Genomic DNA, 17,056 nt, shown 5'->3' with positions numbered 1-17,056 from the left:
TCCCTTCACTCTTTCGTCTAATGATTGACTAACAACGAAGGAGATGACTATGCGTATAAGTTGCAGTCCCGGTTTTCCCGGGAGCATGATTGGATCAATTAATCTTCAGCCTACCAAGTTGAATACGGGCGTTTCCAGCAACAGCGAGATTACTCATCATGTTGACCCTAAACTCATTGCCATTCCCTACGTGGAAGATACTGAATTCGGATTATACTTTGATGCAATGAAGATGATGAAGGGAACGTACAAGGAAGAGTTTCACGTAAGCTATGATGTGGAATTTACCATTGATGTGGATAAAAAGGGGTATATCACCCAGTTTGAACATACCTTTTCACTGGAACGTTATCTTGATCTTGTGCGGACACAGTCCTATAAAGTAATTAAAACGATTTGGAAGGGACGTTCCTTTCATGTCATGACCTACAGTTATATGGAGGAAGTGTGTAACCCGAATAATGTAATCTTCAAATGTAACCATGCAGAGGATGTTTTCGTCGTAGCCGAACTTATCCCCTATTCTGTCGGTGGTGTTGTGGTACAACCTCACAATCGTTACCTGCACCTTCGTACATTAATCTCCGCGCGGGATGATCTCTACCCGATCGACTATATGTGTGAGCCCAATTTCGATCTAAGCATCGAACCATAAGTCCTACATCATTTGAATACAGCAAAGAGCACAAAGCGTTCCTGGCTTACTTTGGATCACCTGTGCTCTTTTTGAATATAGGTTCTGTTTACCACAAAAATCAAATCTCAGGGGTGGTTACATGGATTTTCGAGAAGAAACACCCGAAGAACAAAGAGAACGTTTAAGACAAGAAGAATTAAAAGGAAACCCCATGGGTACGTTTGGTGATGGCATCAATCGTGCTCAATTTGGAAGCTTCGCAGATTTAGTTGGCGGTTTGGGATGGAAAGGCACCGGAATCCTCATTATATTATTGGTAATAGGGTATGTAATTTATAAATTAGTGTTTTAAATAAGGATAGAGATAACTATACATTTCCCGCTATCGGAGTGATAAGCGTACTCGAAGCGTTCCTCCGAATACGCTTATTCGTTTGCAGAAGGGAAAAGTGCTCCATGAAACAGAGTGCTTAGCTCTTTCTTCTATTTCCGATATATCAAACTATAGAGATTTCACTTCCTGAGCAAATGATCATAGGCAACGAATATCAATACTGTGTAACAACCATTCGTTCTACGGTCTCAGTGTTCTCCTTATACCAAACCATAACGACATCTCCCTCTTTCAGATCAGACACCTGAATGGATGAATTAGCGTTTGGGTTGTTACCTGGGGCACCCATGCCCATGCCTTCCGTGATATCCACATCTCCACTGATGTTCAACATCATTTCGATGCCTGTATCTTTCATATCCATGCCTCCGCCTCTGGAGGCACCTGGTTGTCTTCCATTTCCATTATTGGCGTCTGTGGATGAGTTATCCTGCACCTCAAGCAACGAAATCGTGACTGTACTCCCCGTGGCAGAGACAACTCTGCCTGTAATATCGGAATTCATCATCCCCCGCATATCGTCCTTACCACCTGTTCTGCCATTCATCTCTTGGCCCCCGCCCCTCTGTGTGCCTCCGTTCATGCCCGGGCCACCGCCATTCATCATTCCGCCACCGTTCATACCTTGGGCAGAACCGGTATTCGTAATGCTCTGGGCAGTAATAGCATCGCAGGCAGAGAGCAAAACTGAACAGGTCAACAACAAGAGCATAGCCGATGTGAGATAACCATTTTTTCGCATACGGATCACCTTTTTCTCAGGGAAGAACGTTCCCAGCCGAGTTTTCTATGAAACATGAAGTTATACGCATCTTTGAATCCCATGTACGACAATACAACCAGCAGCGGATATACGGGGTAGATATACCTCGATTTAATCTCCCACAGAATATAGAACCCGATAAATCCAAGAATAATCAGAATCAAAGAGACTTCGTCATACCGCTTTCCACGAATTCCATTGACCAACCGGATGAAAATAAAACAGTACATCATGAAATTCATCACATAAACCACCCAGAGCAAACCCGTCCGGTAGGCGGAATCCCCCTGGAATAAGTCTGTTACCGCATTGGTATAACTGTAGGAACCAGCAATTCCACCACCTCTTCCTCCTCCCATACCCGAGGAGCTTTCATTACCGATGCCATATCGATCCATTTGGTAGGTACCTTCCGTCCAGGTCCAAATGATCTTTTTATAATACATCTGGGCCAAGTCACTTAAGCTGGCTTCCGACAGCTTCCGTTCAATCTCCTGCTTAAACAATTCTGTGCTCTGGGCCTTATTATAATTGGCCTGTCTCTGATAAATCTGGTAGCTCTCCATATTGTCCCAGAACCCGAATCGTTCCAGATTAATCCCCATGTTCAGCCACATATAAACGGGTGCCGAATTTTCACCAACAGGCTCGCTTACAGCACCAGTTGACTGCAGGACGGCATTTTGAGTCCAACCTGGAACATTAAACAAAATAGCCAGCATGAAAATGGAGGCGATCACTTTCTTGTATCCAATGCTCCGCATATTCAGCAGAATGTATAAGACGGCAGCAATCAGCACAATCGCACCGATGCTTCGGAAGTAGTTGCCAATCGCGAGAAGAATCGCGGCAATGACGATCGTCTGCCAAGACTTTTCACGTATAAACCGAATCAAAAAGTATAAACAAGACGTCAGGAATGCCGTAGCAATTACATCGTTATAGATCAGGTTGTTCAGGAACAGGGATGGCAGATACGTGGCCGCAAAGATTAGAACCCCGTAATCACGTTCCGTGGACTTATGATTTAACTGTTTATAAATGAGATAAATCATTAATGTCGTTACCGTTGAAAACAAAATATTGAACAACTTGATTACCAGATAATTATCCGGGAACAGGTACAGCAATGTTTTTAAATACAAGACGGTAGAAAAGTTGAACGGGAACATGTGCAGATATCCGCCCGGTTCGAACGAGGAATAATCCTGATCGTAGAGCATGTTCATCGCGAGTGAAAGCACGGTCTGCGAATCATCCGTGGGCACTCGTGGAAATACAAAGATGATTACGACTTGAATCACCAGAGAACATAACAGCACCACGGGAATGACAACCTTTGGGCTGTACTTGTTCAATTTTAGACAAAGGCGGTATAACCCGATAGCTGATCCAAGAAGCAAAACAATCACCGGGATAAAAATACTCCACTGCTGCGTGCCCAGAATCGGATTATCCCCATACAAGGCGTAATTGTACTGCGCCCGGACAAATAAGGTCGAAACGATAAACAGCCCGACAAAAACAAGCAGAATGAGATAAAGCGTCTTATGGATCACCTTAGGCATGCCAAAACTCCTTTTCGAATACAGAATTCGGGAATAGTATAATGCCTCTACCTGAAAAAAGGCTGAATTCAGATTCGTGCTTCAGAATGCTCATTGGGGGATGATTAACATCACAAAAAAAGACCGTTCCTTGGATAAGGTAACGGTCATGATTGGTTTATGTGGTAAGCAGGAACTTATCTTCTTTTTGTAACCCCGAGCTTGTACGTCCGCATTGTGCGCTTCAATGGTGTTTGCAACCAATATTCGCAAAATTATTTGGCTTGGTTCCGTTATAACAAGGAATATGAGAATACCTCATCGAATAAGGAAAATATGTTGGTCAAATCGTGCCTGTTTACTGTCACCGACACGAACACAAAGCTTCGGCTTTCTGCTACTTCTTGTTAAGCTAACGGGCAGGTTTGGGATTAGCAATCCATAAGAAACAACCCAAGTTGAATTATGCTAAATATAGTAAATGTATGATGTAGATATCCCTCATGAACAAAGGAGAACTGAAAATGAGAAAACTCGTTCTATTTCTGCACGCATCGCTTGACGGTTATGTAGAAGGGCCGAATGGTGAAATGGACATTGGCTGGGTTTCCTACGATGCTGATTTGGAGAAGCACGCGAAAGAAATTCTGAGTACTGCCGACGCTGTCATTTGGGGGCGTGGGACTTATCAGATGATGCACAGTTACTGGCCATCTGTGCCTTCGAACCCATCAGCTTCGCAACATGAACGGGATCATGCTGAGTGGATCGAAAAGACAGCCAAAATCGTTTTTTCCACGACGCTGGAGAAAGTCGAATGGAATAATTCCAGACTCGTGAAAGAAGATGTCGAGGAAGAGATCAATAACCTCAAACAGCAGCCAGGCAAGGATATGGTCATTCTCGGCAGTCCTAGGTTCGCACACCACCTTATGCAGCTTGATTTAATTGATGAGTATAAAATTACGGTTTCTCCCGTCCTGATCGGTAAGGGATTGCCGTTATTCCAAGGTCTCAAGGAGAAGACCAATCTTAAGCTAATCGAAAACAAGACCTTTGATTCTGGAGCCATAGGTCTCGTTTACCAGACGGTAAGATGACCTTGTCACTTAAGGTGATTACGCTAACGGGAGACGATAGCTCAATTAACCGCCTTTTCACAAAGGCGGTTTTCTTATGGTCACAAATCAACATTAGATCACTTTTCGTCAATAAATTTAATCAGATCGCCTGGCTGACATTCCAGTGCAACACAAATTTTCTCAAGGGTCTCGATTGTGATCGATTTGACTTCAAAACCGCTATCCGTTACCCATTGTCCAATGGTATTAGGACGAACTCCTGTTTTTTTAGCCAAAGCATACATAGACATACCCTTATCCTTCAGAACTTGTTCGAGAGTGAATTTGATCATTAAAGGTGATCCTTTTCGTCCTTAATAAACTCAATAATATCTTGGATCTCACAATCCAAAGCCTCGCATATTCGATTCAGCGTATCGAACTTCACACCATCTGTTTCCTCATTATATAATTTAGCAATCCCATTTCTATGTAATCCGGTTAGTCGAGATAAATCGGCAATGTTAATTCTTTTCTCTCCCATGATTCGAGATAAATGAATCTTAATCATACATGTTCTCCTCCAAACTATAATGCATACTGTAGTGTTGACAAAGCACATTACAAAGTGTATATTCTAATAAATATAATGTACACTGTAGTGTTCTATCTATCGAGACATAGACACATATATAAGCTCAATATCTATACATTTCCCTAAAAGAGGTGTGCAAAAATGATAGAATCTCTGGAATCCTTGGCAGAACCGTTAATCCGAACGCGCTTAGAGTTATTATACAACAATTTGTCTCACACACAGCCTGATTATACCCAACTATCTGAAGAATCTGATCATTATTTTCATACCATTCGCCAAGCTTTACCTGAACATCTGAATCAGACCATTTTTTTATATGAAGATACTCAAATCTCTATGCAAACACTTCTGGAAAGAGAGATTTATTTACAAGGTTTTCGGGATGCCCTGCAGCTAATGAGCGAGTTACATATACACAGATTCTAACACCCTAGTTTCTTACAAAACATGCTATAATCAACAAAGCAATAGAATAGGCTTAAAGGGTCGGTCGGCTACCTCGCCATGAAGGGAGGGATGCCCTGTGACAGTGTTTGAAGCAATCATGCTGATGCTTACCTTCGGTACGCTCATCATTGCCATTCTGTCCGATAAACGCAAATAGACCGCCCCCATAGCAAGGAATGCGGTCTATTTATGATCATCTTTCTAAGCGAAGCCCACCGCCCTTAAAAGCGGCTATTGCTCAGAGAGTCGTGTTACCAGCACGGCTCTCTGAGCATTTTACGTCTAATCTGCTCTAATTATACCATACTCAAATCTTTGAAGTCACATATAAACCGTGTTGATGCTCATACAATTCTTTACACTCGAGCATATATTTACGGTACCATCCACTACTTCTTTCGCTTCTTTTCCCGAGCCTTCTCCACATTTGCCTGCACCAGAAATTCCACGATCCGGCGGATTAATTCTTCTGGCAAGGGTTGATCCAAGGGAAATTGCACCGATCCTTTGGCTCCTTTATAACGTGAGAGTTCTTCCTTAAACGCTTCGATCCCACTGGCACCCGGGTAAAATCCGATATGCTTGGAGTACGCTGCAAAATGAACCAAGTTTCCGTGCTCTGCATACGTTGGCATCTTGTAACTGATCTTCTCCACGGCATTGGGAGCGGAATCGCGAATAATCTGTCTTAATGCTTGTAATTTGACCTGTACATCCGAAGGAAATTGCGAGATATATTCATCTACCAGCACATCAAAAGAGGTACTCTCTGACATCTTGAACTCCTTCCACCACGTCCATTCGTGGTATGGGCATTTTTCACAACGTCATGGCTCGGCCATTTCGCATCAGATAATCCTCCTTGGCTTTGTAGTCGGGCATAATACTGCCCACACGGCGCCAAAATGAACGATCATGATTCATATGATGGATGTGACATAGCTCATGAATGATTACGTAATCAATGACTTCCAGTGGAGCCATCGCCAAGCGGTAGTTAAACGTCAGCTTTTTATCCCAACTGCAGCTTCCCCACTTGGTCGCCGATTCCACAATATCCACAGACTTCGGCTTCACCTTCAACTCCTGCTGGTAACGGCCGATGCGCTCACCGATCATTCTTTTACACTCGGCAAAATAAAACTTCTTCAGATTCGCACGCAAATCCTCTTCCGAACATCCCTCTACGTCAATTAACTCATGCAGCGCATATTCTTTGCCAAAGAGCAGAAACTTCCCTTTGCCTTCCTCTTCATATTCTTTCGCTTGAGGACCGTCCAACGCCTGCTGCATCAGAGCTGATTTTGACAAAATCACTTCCCCATGTTGCGCAACAAGCTGGCGGATCATCTCTTCGCTGGTCCCATTAGGAGCCTTGATTGTGACCATATAGGGTAAATCCATTGTGATGGAGGCTTTCTTCCGTTTCCCATATTCGATATGACAGTTAATGATGTGATTGTTTATTTCAATTGTTAGCATAACCTGCTCCACTTCTTCCGATATTTCAATTTCAAAATCCTCATTTATTCATTCAGATTGTAACCTATTCAGTAATTCTATGCATAATGTTCCGCGAGACTATATATCTTGTATTGAATTTTTATTCATTAATATGTATTATTATAAAATTATAAGATAGGAGGATAGATATGACCCCTAGATCGAATCTGGATTACAAAACCATTGAGGAACTATCACTCAACCATTGGCAGCCCTTATCCACCTTGCTTTTTGACGGATGGGTACTGCGTTTTGCACAGGGATATACGAAGCGCGCTAACTCCATTCAACCTCTTCACTACTCGACCATGGATGTGCATGAAAAGATCGAGCAATGCGAGCGAATCTACGCTTCCAATCAGTTAAGTACCATATTCAAGATTACGCCGTTTATCCAGCCGGATCATCTCGACCAGCTTTTGCATGAAAAGGGGTATGATGTTGTGGATCTGAGCCGGGTCCAGACTCGGAGCCTGGAAACCATTAAGGAGCCTGAGCACTCTGCTGTAAAAATGGACGAACAGTTAACCGGAGAGTGGCTGGATCACTTTTGCAGCCTAAATCAGGTAAATGATCTGCATCGGGGAACGATGGAACAAATGTTGACCAACATCCGTACGGGCACAGGTTTCATCTCGCTGTTCATCGACGGACAAGTCGTCGCTTGTGGATTCGGTGTGGTGGAACGAGGCTATATTGGATTGTATGACATCATTACGGACGCTAACTTTCGAAATCGGGGATTGGCTGAGCAGATGATCCTTCATTTGTTGCATTGGGGAAAAGAGAATGGCGCTACGTCCAGTTACCTGCAAGTGGTTGCTAATAATGCTCCCGCATTAAAACTGTATGCCAAGCTTGGATTCTCGGAAATCTATACATACTGGTATAGAGTCAAGGAAGCTTAGGCTTTTCTACAATCACTCCACCAGTATGAGCCGATGGCTTTAGAATTCAAAAACTTTTCAGTTCATTGAGGTCGGTACCCAGACGCACACTCAATCTGCCGGACATCCCTTGTGCAGAAGACATGCTCACATAAAACCAACCCGTTGACCAAGCTTGGTCACTCCAATAAGTATGCTCTTTTCCGTCTGCTGGGACAGAATAAGACATTTTTGCGGTTCCGGTAATAGATCCTTGGTTGATTGTGAACGTGAACGGTTTCGAACCCGTGTTTTTAAAGCTCACTTTCACATATTCAAAACCCTCCGGGATATTAAACTGTTTCGTAGTCGCAGTACCTGCGATATCCTCATTATTAATTACTGATAATGTGAAGGATGTAGTGACAACAGTTTCATTATTCATTGATGCTGTTGTTATTACTGTAGTAATGATAGCGGTGGCGGCCAGAACAGCCATTGCCATTTTTGTGTGTTTCATGATGTCACCTCCACCTGTTATATCTGTATTATATAATTTGAGAAATCTCTCCTGTGAAAGAGCTGGTTCTCAGCTCTGATTGCGCTCCAATTGTTTTTCGATCCCCAGCCTGTCGATCTGAATCCAGTATTCTGCAATTCTCTCATTCTCCACTCGATATACCGCACTCGCAATTTCAATCACGGGCAGGTTGGTCGGCGCATATCCATCCACTTCTCCAACATGAGTACCCACTTGTCTCCAGCGTACATATACTTTATCTCCCTGTGCAAGCAACTCCTGAATCTGCAGCGAAAAATCTCCGTACGCCTCGATCATTTCCCTCACATGATCCGCATAGACGGAGGGCGTTCTTGTGACTGTCACTTCCTCTTCCGAGATCACCTGGTGAGCCAGTACCTGCTCGGCCATCAGTGTATTGGCATAATCAAGATTGCGACCCGAGCGCACTTCTTCAAAAAAAGTTCTGACAATCTGTTCTGGCGTCATCCGATCCACTCCATTTTCTGTTTATCATGCATTGTATCAGAAGTATCGAGAATTCTCACTCTCTCGCAAAGATCAATTTAACTGGCTCTGATACAGGATTCTTACTTTATTGTATATAGTCATAATATACCATTACATATCTTGACAATAAGTCTATATGACCATAGACTAGCAAAAGACATTAGGGAATTAATAGGAGGTTTTGCTGATAAGAGGTTCGAAATGGTTTTTAGAAAAACGAGAAAGCGGTGTATCATGAAACGTTTATTTTTGATTATGTTTACGCTCACCCTATTATTGGCTGGATGCCAGAGCAATGACAAGGAGAGTAGCCCGTCCGAGAATAACCCCACAGAAATAGTAGAAGGCTCTAGCGTATTAAGTTTGAAGCAGAAGTACGGCTCCGAATCGGATAAAGCGATCATGCCGATGTATAACGTAGCTCAAGATGAAGAATTTAAGTTTAAGTTCAAAGCAGATCTGAAAAATAGCCGTATACAAGCAAGTGATATGATTAGTGTACATACCGATATTAAGGCCCTTGAATCCAGCAAAGTTTACGCCATACCAGAAAGCAATGACAATAGTGTCTCCATTAAGCCTCTTGGATGGGGTGTTTTAACCTCAGATAAGTTACGGACACAGGAGCAAAGCACTTGGGGCGGTGCCCCCATTTATTACATTCGTATTAACTATGATCTGGATGCCGAGAAGCTCACGCTACTGGATCAACCAATGATCATTCCTTTCACAGTAAAATCCGAGCTGCCTGTTCCCAATCTCAAATATGAAATCGACAAGGATAAGCGCTTTAAACTGACTTGGGACAAGGTCGAAGGTGCAACCGAATATAAAATTTATAATCGTGCAGATCGAACGGTTATTTTTGAAACAAACAACGTACCCTTGCAAGGAGCGGAGAAAGCCTTCAATGGAAGCAATCCATTGCTTTTAACCACAACAACGGAAGCATCCTTTAATGACTTTATGGAAGATGGAAAAGGCGGTCTCGGCACCATTAATGAGCAGATGACTTCCTATCAGAACCATGGTATGAAGGGTGAATATTACGTCACAGCGGTCAGCGGAGATAAGGAATCCAATTTCAGCAACGGTGTTGCCACTGCCCCCCTCTCTAATCAGTTGCCGATGGCTTTAAAAGAACAACTGTATATGAATAAATTGAAGAACATGAATGAATTGCCTAAAACAACAAGTATTGAGTACATCGATGGTTCGTTTTCCCAAGAAACGATTATCTATGATACTGCCAACGTAGAGATTTCGGAGTTCAACGAAACGAATATTCCTTTTCACATTAAAGGAACAGCTCTGAAAAGTTATGTACGGGTGGAGAATGTGACCCAAGATGACCTCGATAGACTTGCTCAGCAAACCGTGGCTGAATCCAGCAACGGACTCGTAGAACCGAAAAATGACACACCTTACGTTCCTGCACCGGATGTGCTAACCATTATCAACAATCATGATGCGCCTCCATCGGAGACTGCAACGGAAACAGAAGCAGAACCGGCGGGGGAAGAAACTCCATCTACGGAGTCCAGAACCGATACTGGAACGTCAGAAGATAAAACTGATCCGGTATCCGACGAGGCTGCCGATGAAACTTCCGATAAAGCTTCTGAAACTGAAGAGGACAACCTGGTAGATGAGCAGAAATCCAATACACAGCAGAATGTGGAGCAAGGCAATCAGGAAACGGTTCCTGAGCCGGCTACAGGCGATGCTATGATCAATGCAGATTCTGCATTGGAAGAAGTTTTGGCTAAAAACATGGTTGCTGCCCAAGACAAGATCTCATTAAAAGCTTTTCCAGAGGCCCAGAATTTCACAACGCTCTCTGATGTTGTCCTAAAAGTGATGTACCAGAATCCATTGATTCTTGGTGTGGAAGGTTTTGAATACAATTACGGTACACTTACCCTTTCGATCCATTACAATGAGTCGGCAGATGTCATCCAGAAGAAGCAGAGCGAGATTATTGCCAAAGCAAACGAAGTTGTAGCTTCCATCATCAAGGATGGCATGAAGGATGATGAGAAACGGAAAGCCATCTACGATTATCTGAACGATAACGCGAAGTATGATGATGCGGCACTTGAAAATGCGGAACAGAACAACTTTAAAAATGTCGATGCACAGTTCAACGATTCGTTTACCACTTACGGTATCCTTGTCAAAGGCGTTGGCGTATGTGCCAGCTATGCTTCCGTCTACAAACTGCTCTCCGATCTGTCTGGACTGGAAAGCATCGTCGTAACGGGAGCATCTAGCGGTGTTCCTCATGCATGGAATAAGGTCAAAATCGGTAATGAATGGTTCCATGTGGATGCCACCAACAATCTGACCAATTCCGGTATCCCTTACTTCCTGTACAATGCAAATGATGAAACGGCTGCAAGCCAGAAAACGATAGCCGATAAGGATTACTGGCTTGATTCCGAACTCGCCCTGTTTAATGGCGAAAGTGATGCGAACGATTATTATGTACAGAACGATCTCGAAGTCGCTTCGATTAGTGAATACAAAACGAAGGCTGAAAGTGAACTGAAAAATGGAGAAAATCGGGTAATCCTCCGTTTCGCCTCACCTGTGAACTCCGATGAGCTGATGACAGCTGCAGGCGAAGCCCTTGCTGCGGTAGATGAAGCCCTGCTGAATACGGCTCAATTGGCCACGCTTGGCAGCTACGCCATTCTGGAGCCTAACCCGGATCAGAAGTAATACAATAATTAAGAAAAATTCCGTAACAACAAAGAACTCCATTCACCTTCATTGGGAATGGAGTTCTTTGCTTCACTTGCCTATGATCATTGACCTATGATTCATAGGCCCTTTTATATCCCTATATTACGGACTAACTGTACCGCCATTGGCGTTCAATGTCTCACCGCTCACATAGCTCGATTCCTGGCTCGCCAGGAACACAAACGCTGGCGCCATTTCCGCAGGCTGCCCTGCACGACCAAGCGGCGTATTGGAGCCAAAATCAGCAAGCTTCTCCACGGGCTGTCCACCAACCACCTGAAGCGGTGTCCATACTGGACCTGGTGCGACGACATTCACACGGATGCCTTTGCTGCCTACTTGCTGGGCCAGCGCTTTGCTGAATGTATTGATTGCTGCCTTTGTTGTTGCATAATCCAGCAGGATTGGAGATGGCTTGTATGCTTGAATAGAAGATGTGTTAATAATGGAGCTGCCTGGTTTCATGTGTTCCACAGCTGCTTTACAGAGCCAGAACATCGAATAGACATTGGTTTTGAATGTTGCATCAAATTGTTCTGTAGTCAGATCGGCGATCTGCTCAACAAACTGCTGTTTACCTGCTACGTTGGCGAGGATATCGATCCCACCGAGCTCTTTTACAGCAGATTCAATGAGTTCTTCGCAGTATTTCTCATCCTTGAGGTCACCTGGAATCGCAACAGCCTTGCGGCCTGCTTCTTCGATCAGCTTGACCACTTCCTTCGCATCGGCTTCTTCCTCGGGAAGGTAAGCCAGGACAACATCCGCGCCTTCACGGGCAAAAGCGATGGCTGCTGCCCGACCAATACCGCTGTCGGCTCCGGTTACAACAGCTTTACGTCCGGTCAGACGCCCGCTGCCTTTATAGCTTTTCTCACCTGCATCAGGTACAGGAGTCATTTCACGCTGTAGCCCAGGCTCCTCCTGCTGCTGCTTCCAATCTGATGTTGCCTTCGGATATTGTGTCGTCGGATCTTGCATGGTGTGTTGGTCTTGATTAGCCATGTTCAATTCCTCCTCGGATTTATTTATTAATTTATTTATTATGTTGTTTTCATAAAAGTTGCACTCTTTCCTTTGTAACCGAGATGGGCGGAATTTAAACTGGCTCTGGACATTTCCATGGCAAACCTTCCGACTTTGAATCTCCAGTGACTGGAGGTTGTATAATAGATCCTGAGGTGATTTCATTGAACCAAAGCAAAGATACATATTCGATCGGTGTTGCTGCCAAAATGATCGGCTCGACTGTCAAAACGATTCGTTATTACGATGAAATCGAGTTGCTCCGGCCCTCTTTTCATACGGAAGGTGGTCACCGTCTCTATACACCGCAAGACGTGTGGCGGCTGGAACTTATTACAACGCTTCGCTATTTGAATTTTGGCATATCGGATATTCGCAAGCTGATGTCCGGTGAACTTGGCGTGTCACAGGCGCTGGATCTACAGATTGAAGCCCTGGAAACTCAGATCGGGACAATGAATGCCATGCTCTCCATTCTGCAACAAGCCAAACAGCATGAAGAGGAAGATACGCTTCATTCCGGACAGTCTCTTACCTATGTATCAAGCCTGGTGGATTCGCTGACTGCCAATGCCCAAAAGAGGAAAAAATTCGTTTCCGCCAAAATGGAAGAATCTCACCTGCTGGACGGCATCCCGCATGAATGGAGAGTTTCGTTTCTGCATTTTTTCGACAAATACATGATGAAAGATACAAAGCTGTCTGCCCAACAAACACTGGCATGGAAGGAAATCCAGGAAATCATCAACAATCCAGCCTATATCGCCGATCTGGCCCGCCTCGAGCTTCCCTTCTTCACTATGGCGAATCATCCACAGATTGAAGCAGACGCCTGGGTGAAAAAAATGGAGACCCTGCGCATTCGTGCCACCGAAGCTCTGGAGAAACGTTGGCCGTTAGAAAGCCCCGCAGTGCAGAGCATGGTGTGGGATTTTGTGATGATGTACGCCAGTATTGAACATGCTGGAGATCCGGAAGCATTTTTTCGTAAACAGGCTCGATATATGCTCGACTCCGTAACAGAGCGCATCCTTCGTTTTAACAAGCTCTGCAAGATCGTGAATCCTGAATGGAGCCAGATCGTAGACGGCATTAATCTGTTGCAGGAAGGCATGCGACTGCGATTAAAACAAATGGAAGGAGACTGAATTTCAGCCTTCTTCCATGTTTACATTCAACCTTTTTTCAATGAATAGGATGTGTGTTCTCCCACTTCACTGTCCAACTGAAACGGTTGCCCTTTCAGATAGTGGTTAAAGAAGTCGATTGTTGTATCATTTACGATTTGGTGTGCTCCCCTTGCATCTACACCCTGTGACCATTCGAGAATGGGAGATATCAGATAGAGGTCCGAGAAGCTCAGATGTTTGGTATTACTCAGCTGCATCCAGTAGTTTCCTCCCGCGGTCACTGGTTCATAACGTGCATACACTTCTTCGTAGTATTTCTCGGCTTCCGGACGAGTCGTGCCCATAGCTGCAATCTCGTCGTCACTCATGACACTTGTACCTGCAACGGTTGTGTCCGCGCTCATCATGAGGAACGGCTTGCCCACGCCTTCGGCAGGAATGCGCTTCTCTCCAAACAATACGCCATCCATGTTCATACCTGCTTTGACACGAGGATCATCCATCAGCATCTGTACGGTTGTTGCCCCGCCAAATGAATGTCCAAACATGCCGATGTTATCCAGATCCATATGACCGTTAAAACGCCCGTTTGCGTCATTGGCAGCCAGCTTCTCCACTTGATCCAGCACAAATTGCGCATCCTTCACCCATGTCTCGTTGAGCTTGTCCATATAACTGAACTGCAGTTGATCGAATCCTTCCTTACCCTCCGATTCAAATTGCGCCACACGCCCATCCGGGAACACCGAGACCAGACTGCTGTACGTATGATTAATGCCCACAACAATATAACCTTGGCTGACCAGTTGCTCCACCTGGAACGTATTTTGGTTTTCATAACCATGCAGGCCGTGTGAGAAAAGAATGACCGGATACTTGGCTTCCACATCAGACAATGATGCCTTCTGAATAGCATGGGTTTTGACTAGACTCAGGCTTGAAAATAAAAGCTTTGGCAGCTTCAGCACATCATTAAAGGCTGTTGCATACACTTTCGGATCATTCACATAAGGAGCCGTTGTTCCCTTGGTGTCTTTATCCGTTGGATACCAGATCTGCACCATCAGTTCCCGTTTGTCTCCGGCTGTACTCGTCAGCAATTCCTCCCGGCTCTCATCCGTCCAATCGTAGGAAACCGTACCAATTCCGTAAGGTCCTGTTGGACTATCAAATGAAAATACCGGGAACAGAAGTGGCAGCCCCATCGTCACGGCAGTGTATACCAATACCAACAGCGATGTTCCGATGATTCGAACACGTCCGAATTTCCGCACAACGGCTGATTTTGACCTCTTAGCGATTAACACAATCAGTGGAACCAGTGTGAGCAGATACGCCGGAATCATGGGCCAACGCAATCCCTCAATCACCCCATGTACCAGCAATAATACAACCGATATGACCAATCCTCCCCACACCATTTTCCGAGGTTTGTTTCGGCCCCCAATCAACCACACCAGCATCACTACATTGAAAATAAGATAAATCCATTCTAGTGTTCTCATTATTCCTTGCCCCCTTCTCTGCCACAATTAAAATTAAAATATATCGTGCAGCAGCTCTTCTATTTCCAATCATAAAACCTCCAGTTACAGGAGATTCAAGGGTGATTTTTGAAAAACAAAAAAAATACACTCCCTGCATAACACTGGATCTCCCGAAGGTTCTTCCATGTATTCAAGGAATGCATGTATGATATTACGATATTAACATCAACTATTTTATAATATGAGGCTAGTGATCTTCGCCTTCATCTACCCGCTGTCTTTTCCCTATGCCAAATACAAAATATCCGATCACAACGATCGCCATAAATGTAGCCCCGACAATCAGGGGTAACCGCGTATCCGGGTTAAATGCCATACCAATAATAACGAGCGTCAGATATACGATGATGATATAGTTGCTGATGGGGAACCATTTGGATTTAAAATTGTGATCTCCCATCTCATTGCCCCAACGCTTTCTGAACCTGAACTGGCTGAAGGCCAGCGCGAACCACGGAACCATCCCCGGAAGAACACTTGCGCTGTAGATGTAAAGGAACAGTTTGGAGTCTGGCATCAGGTAGTTGAGCACAACACCCACCAGCAGCAAGGAAATCGTGATGATAATACTGTTGCGGGGAACCCCGCCTTTGGACAGCTTTTTGAAAAAGGCCGGTGCCTGTCCATTCTCCGCAAGCGTGTAAAGCATACGTCCTGCACTATAGATCCCACTGTTACATCCCGACATCGCGGCGGTAAGCACAACAAAGTTGATAATTCCTGCAGCAGCAACAATTCCGACTTTGGCAAACGTCAGTACAAACGGACTTCCCGTCTCTCCCACTTCATTCCAAGGGTACAATGTCACGATGACAAAGATGGCCCCAACGTAAAAAATGAGAATACGCCACACGATGTTTTTGATCGCTTTACGCAGCGTGATCTTCGGATTTTCCGCTTCACCTGCCGTAATCCCTACCATTTCAACGCCCTGGTAAGCAGCCGTTACGATACACAGGGCAAAGAGGAAACCTTTGATCCCTCCTGGGAAAAATCCGCCATGGCTCACCAGATTCGATAGCCCAATGGGCTCTCCTCCGTTCCCCCAGCCGAAGAAGATCAGTCCGGTTCCGATCACGATCATGAAGACAATAGCCGTCACCTTGATCAGTGCAAACCAGAATTCGAATTCTCCATAGTACTTTACCGCTGCCAGATTCGCTGCCGCAATAATGAGCACCCCAGCCAAGGCAGGCAGCCATTGTGGAATATCAGGGAACCAGTAGCCTACATAAATCCCAATCGCCGTGACTTCTGCCATACCAACCGTGACCCAGAGGAACCAATAACTCCAGGCAGTCAGGAACCCGGCGAGTGGACTGATATACTTATGAGCAAATGTGGCAAATGAACCGGTGACAGGCTCCTGAATCAACATTTCCCCCATAATACGCATGACAAAAAAGATAATGATCCCGGCCAGCAAATAGGCCAGCAGCACCGAAGGACCTGCCCATTTAATCGTACTTGCCGATCCCATGAACAATCCGACCCCGATCGTACCTCCGAGTGCAATCAGCTCTACATGGCGGGGCTTTAGCCCTCTAGATAGTTGCTTTGATTCCAAACGATTCTCCCCTTTTTACATTCACATTAACGCAATGCAGAATTACTTCACCAAATTGTACGAGATGTGCCGCAGAAATACAACAAGGAATGTAAGGAAGCGGATTCAGTATATCAAATCATGGACACATATCATGTTCGTTAAGGTTTTCACCCAAAATAAAAAGAGGGGCAGCCCCCTCTTGATCTATTT

Annotated in this window: 19 protein-coding genes and 1 pseudogene; 9 read left to right on the top strand and 11 right to left on the bottom strand. The window is 44.7% G+C overall.

Annotation, left to right across the window (positions count from 1 at the left end):
- Positions 1-85: 85 nt before the first annotated feature.
- Complete coding sequence (locus tag ACFVQB_RS30760) at positions 86-655, top strand: hypothetical protein (RefSeq protein WP_379448451.1); 570 nt, start codon at positions 86-88, stop codon at positions 653-655.
- Between the two features lie 121 nt (positions 656-776).
- On the top strand, positions 777-989 hold the full coding sequence (locus tag ACFVQB_RS30755) for a DUF6366 family protein (protein WP_379448449.1): 213 nt from the start codon (positions 777-779) through the stop codon (positions 987-989).
- Positions 990-1,185: 196 nt separating this feature from the next.
- On the opposite strand, the gene ACFVQB_RS30750 is transcribed toward ACFVQB_RS30755, so the two are convergent.
- Together ACFVQB_RS30750 and ACFVQB_RS30745 are read right to left on the bottom strand one after the other, a co-directional pair.
- Entirely contained in the window at positions 1,186-1,773 is a 588-nt protein-coding gene (locus ACFVQB_RS30750; RefSeq protein WP_379448446.1) for a hypothetical protein, read from the bottom strand.
- 5 nt (positions 1,774-1,778) lie between these two features.
- Entirely contained in the window at positions 1,779-3,362 is a 1,584-nt protein-coding gene (locus ACFVQB_RS30745; RefSeq protein WP_379448445.1) for a glycosyltransferase family 39 protein, read from the bottom strand.
- A 213-nt stretch (positions 3,363-3,575) separates the two neighbouring features.
- Between ACFVQB_RS30745 and ACFVQB_RS30740 the strand changes: the two are divergent.
- Both ACFVQB_RS30740 and ACFVQB_RS30735 read left to right on the top strand, forming a co-directional pair.
- Positions 3,576-3,786, top strand: a pseudogene (locus ACFVQB_RS30740) (IS1595 family transposase); the annotation flags it as partial.
- Between the two features lie 79 nt (positions 3,787-3,865).
- A complete protein-coding gene (locus ACFVQB_RS30735; RefSeq protein ID WP_379448443.1) occupies positions 3,866-4,441 on the top strand; it encodes a dihydrofolate reductase family protein in 576 nt (191 codons plus the stop codon).
- A gap of 98 nt (positions 4,442-4,539) precedes the next feature.
- Here the strand turns inward: ACFVQB_RS30735 and ACFVQB_RS30730 are convergent, their stop codons facing one another.
- Positions 4,540-4,755: a helix-turn-helix domain-containing protein gene (locus tag ACFVQB_RS30730; RefSeq protein WP_379448441.1), complete on the bottom strand. Its 216-nt coding sequence runs from the start codon at positions 4,753-4,755 to the stop codon at positions 4,540-4,542.
- Complete coding sequence (locus tag ACFVQB_RS30725) at positions 4,755-4,973, bottom strand: helix-turn-helix domain-containing protein (protein WP_192263383.1); 219 nt, start codon at positions 4,971-4,973, stop codon at positions 4,755-4,757. The genes ACFVQB_RS30730 and ACFVQB_RS30725 overlap by 1 nt, the downstream gene beginning before the upstream one ends.
- A gap of 165 nt (positions 4,974-5,138) precedes the next feature.
- Between ACFVQB_RS30725 and ACFVQB_RS30720 the strand changes: the two genes are divergently transcribed.
- Positions 5,139-5,426 carry a hypothetical protein gene (locus ACFVQB_RS30720; RefSeq protein WP_379448439.1) on the top strand — a complete coding sequence of 96 codons (288 nt, stop codon included), beginning with the start codon at positions 5,139-5,141 and terminating at the stop codon, positions 5,424-5,426.
- 97 nt (positions 5,427-5,523) lie between these two features.
- Positions 5,524-5,604, top strand: coding sequence for a putative holin-like toxin (locus ACFVQB_RS30715; RefSeq protein WP_371121679.1), 81 nt, complete (start codon positions 5,524-5,526; stop codon positions 5,602-5,604).
- A 232-nt stretch (positions 5,605-5,836) separates the two neighbouring features.
- Here ACFVQB_RS30715 and ACFVQB_RS30710 read toward each other — a convergent pair whose 3' ends face one another.
- Together ACFVQB_RS30710 and ACFVQB_RS30705 are read right to left on the bottom strand one after the other, a co-directional pair.
- Positions 5,837-6,223, bottom strand: coding sequence for an iron chaperone (locus ACFVQB_RS30710; protein WP_379448436.1), 387 nt, complete (start codon positions 6,221-6,223; stop codon positions 5,837-5,839).
- Between the two features lie 43 nt (positions 6,224-6,266).
- The gene (locus ACFVQB_RS30705) at positions 6,267-6,929 is read right to left on the bottom strand and encodes a M48 family metallopeptidase (RefSeq protein ID WP_379448435.1); all 663 of its coding nucleotides are present in this window, start codon (positions 6,927-6,929) and stop codon (positions 6,267-6,269) included.
- A 170-nt stretch (positions 6,930-7,099) separates the two neighbouring features.
- On the opposite strand from ACFVQB_RS30705, the gene ACFVQB_RS30700 reads away from it, so the two are divergent.
- Positions 7,100-7,858, top strand: coding sequence for a GNAT family N-acetyltransferase (locus ACFVQB_RS30700; RefSeq protein WP_379448433.1), 759 nt, complete (start codon positions 7,100-7,102; stop codon positions 7,856-7,858).
- A gap of 46 nt (positions 7,859-7,904) precedes the next feature.
- Here the strand turns inward: ACFVQB_RS30700 and ACFVQB_RS30695 are convergent, their stop codons facing one another.
- Entirely contained in the window at positions 7,905-8,336 is a 432-nt protein-coding gene (locus ACFVQB_RS30695) for a hypothetical protein (RefSeq protein ID WP_379448431.1), read from the bottom strand.
- A gap of 69 nt (positions 8,337-8,405) precedes the next feature.
- Positions 8,406-8,825, bottom strand: coding sequence for an ester cyclase (locus tag ACFVQB_RS30690; RefSeq protein ID WP_379448429.1), 420 nt, complete (start codon positions 8,823-8,825; stop codon positions 8,406-8,408).
- Between the two features lie 255 nt (positions 8,826-9,080).
- On the opposite strand from ACFVQB_RS30690, the gene ACFVQB_RS30685 reads away from it, so the two are divergent.
- A complete protein-coding gene (locus ACFVQB_RS30685; RefSeq protein WP_379448427.1) occupies positions 9,081-11,570 on the top strand; it encodes a transglutaminase domain-containing protein in 2,490 nt (829 codons plus the stop codon).
- A gap of 126 nt (positions 11,571-11,696) precedes the next feature.
- Here the strand turns inward: ACFVQB_RS30685 and ACFVQB_RS30680 are convergent, their stop codons facing one another.
- Complete coding sequence (locus tag ACFVQB_RS30680; RefSeq protein ID WP_379448425.1) at positions 11,697-12,599, bottom strand: SDR family oxidoreductase; 903 nt, start codon at positions 12,597-12,599, stop codon at positions 11,697-11,699.
- Between the two features lie 185 nt (positions 12,600-12,784).
- Between ACFVQB_RS30680 and ACFVQB_RS30675 the strand changes: the two genes are divergently transcribed.
- Complete coding sequence (locus ACFVQB_RS30675) at positions 12,785-13,768, top strand: MerR family transcriptional regulator (RefSeq protein WP_379448416.1); 984 nt, start codon at positions 12,785-12,787, stop codon at positions 13,766-13,768.
- Positions 13,769-13,794: 26 nt separating this feature from the next.
- Here ACFVQB_RS30675 and ACFVQB_RS30670 read toward each other — a convergent pair whose 3' ends face one another.
- Together ACFVQB_RS30670 and ACFVQB_RS30665 are read right to left on the bottom strand one after the other, a co-directional pair.
- The gene (locus tag ACFVQB_RS30670; protein WP_379448414.1) at positions 13,795-15,255 is read right to left on the bottom strand and encodes an alpha/beta hydrolase family protein; all 1,461 of its coding nucleotides are present in this window, start codon (positions 15,253-15,255) and stop codon (positions 13,795-13,797) included.
- 229 nt (positions 15,256-15,484) lie between these two features.
- Positions 15,485-16,864: an amino acid permease gene (locus ACFVQB_RS30665; RefSeq protein ID WP_110001689.1), complete on the bottom strand. Its 1,380-nt coding sequence runs from the start codon at positions 16,862-16,864 to the stop codon at positions 15,485-15,487.
- Positions 16,865-17,056: the final 192 nt, after the last annotated feature.

This window comes from Paenibacillus sp. NPDC057886, assembly GCF_042796655.1.
Classification (GTDB): domain Bacteria; phylum Bacillota; class Bacilli; order Paenibacillales; family Paenibacillaceae; genus Paenibacillus.
Note: the sequence above shows the minus strand (reverse complement) of the source record. Positions and strands in the feature narration are given on the sequence as shown.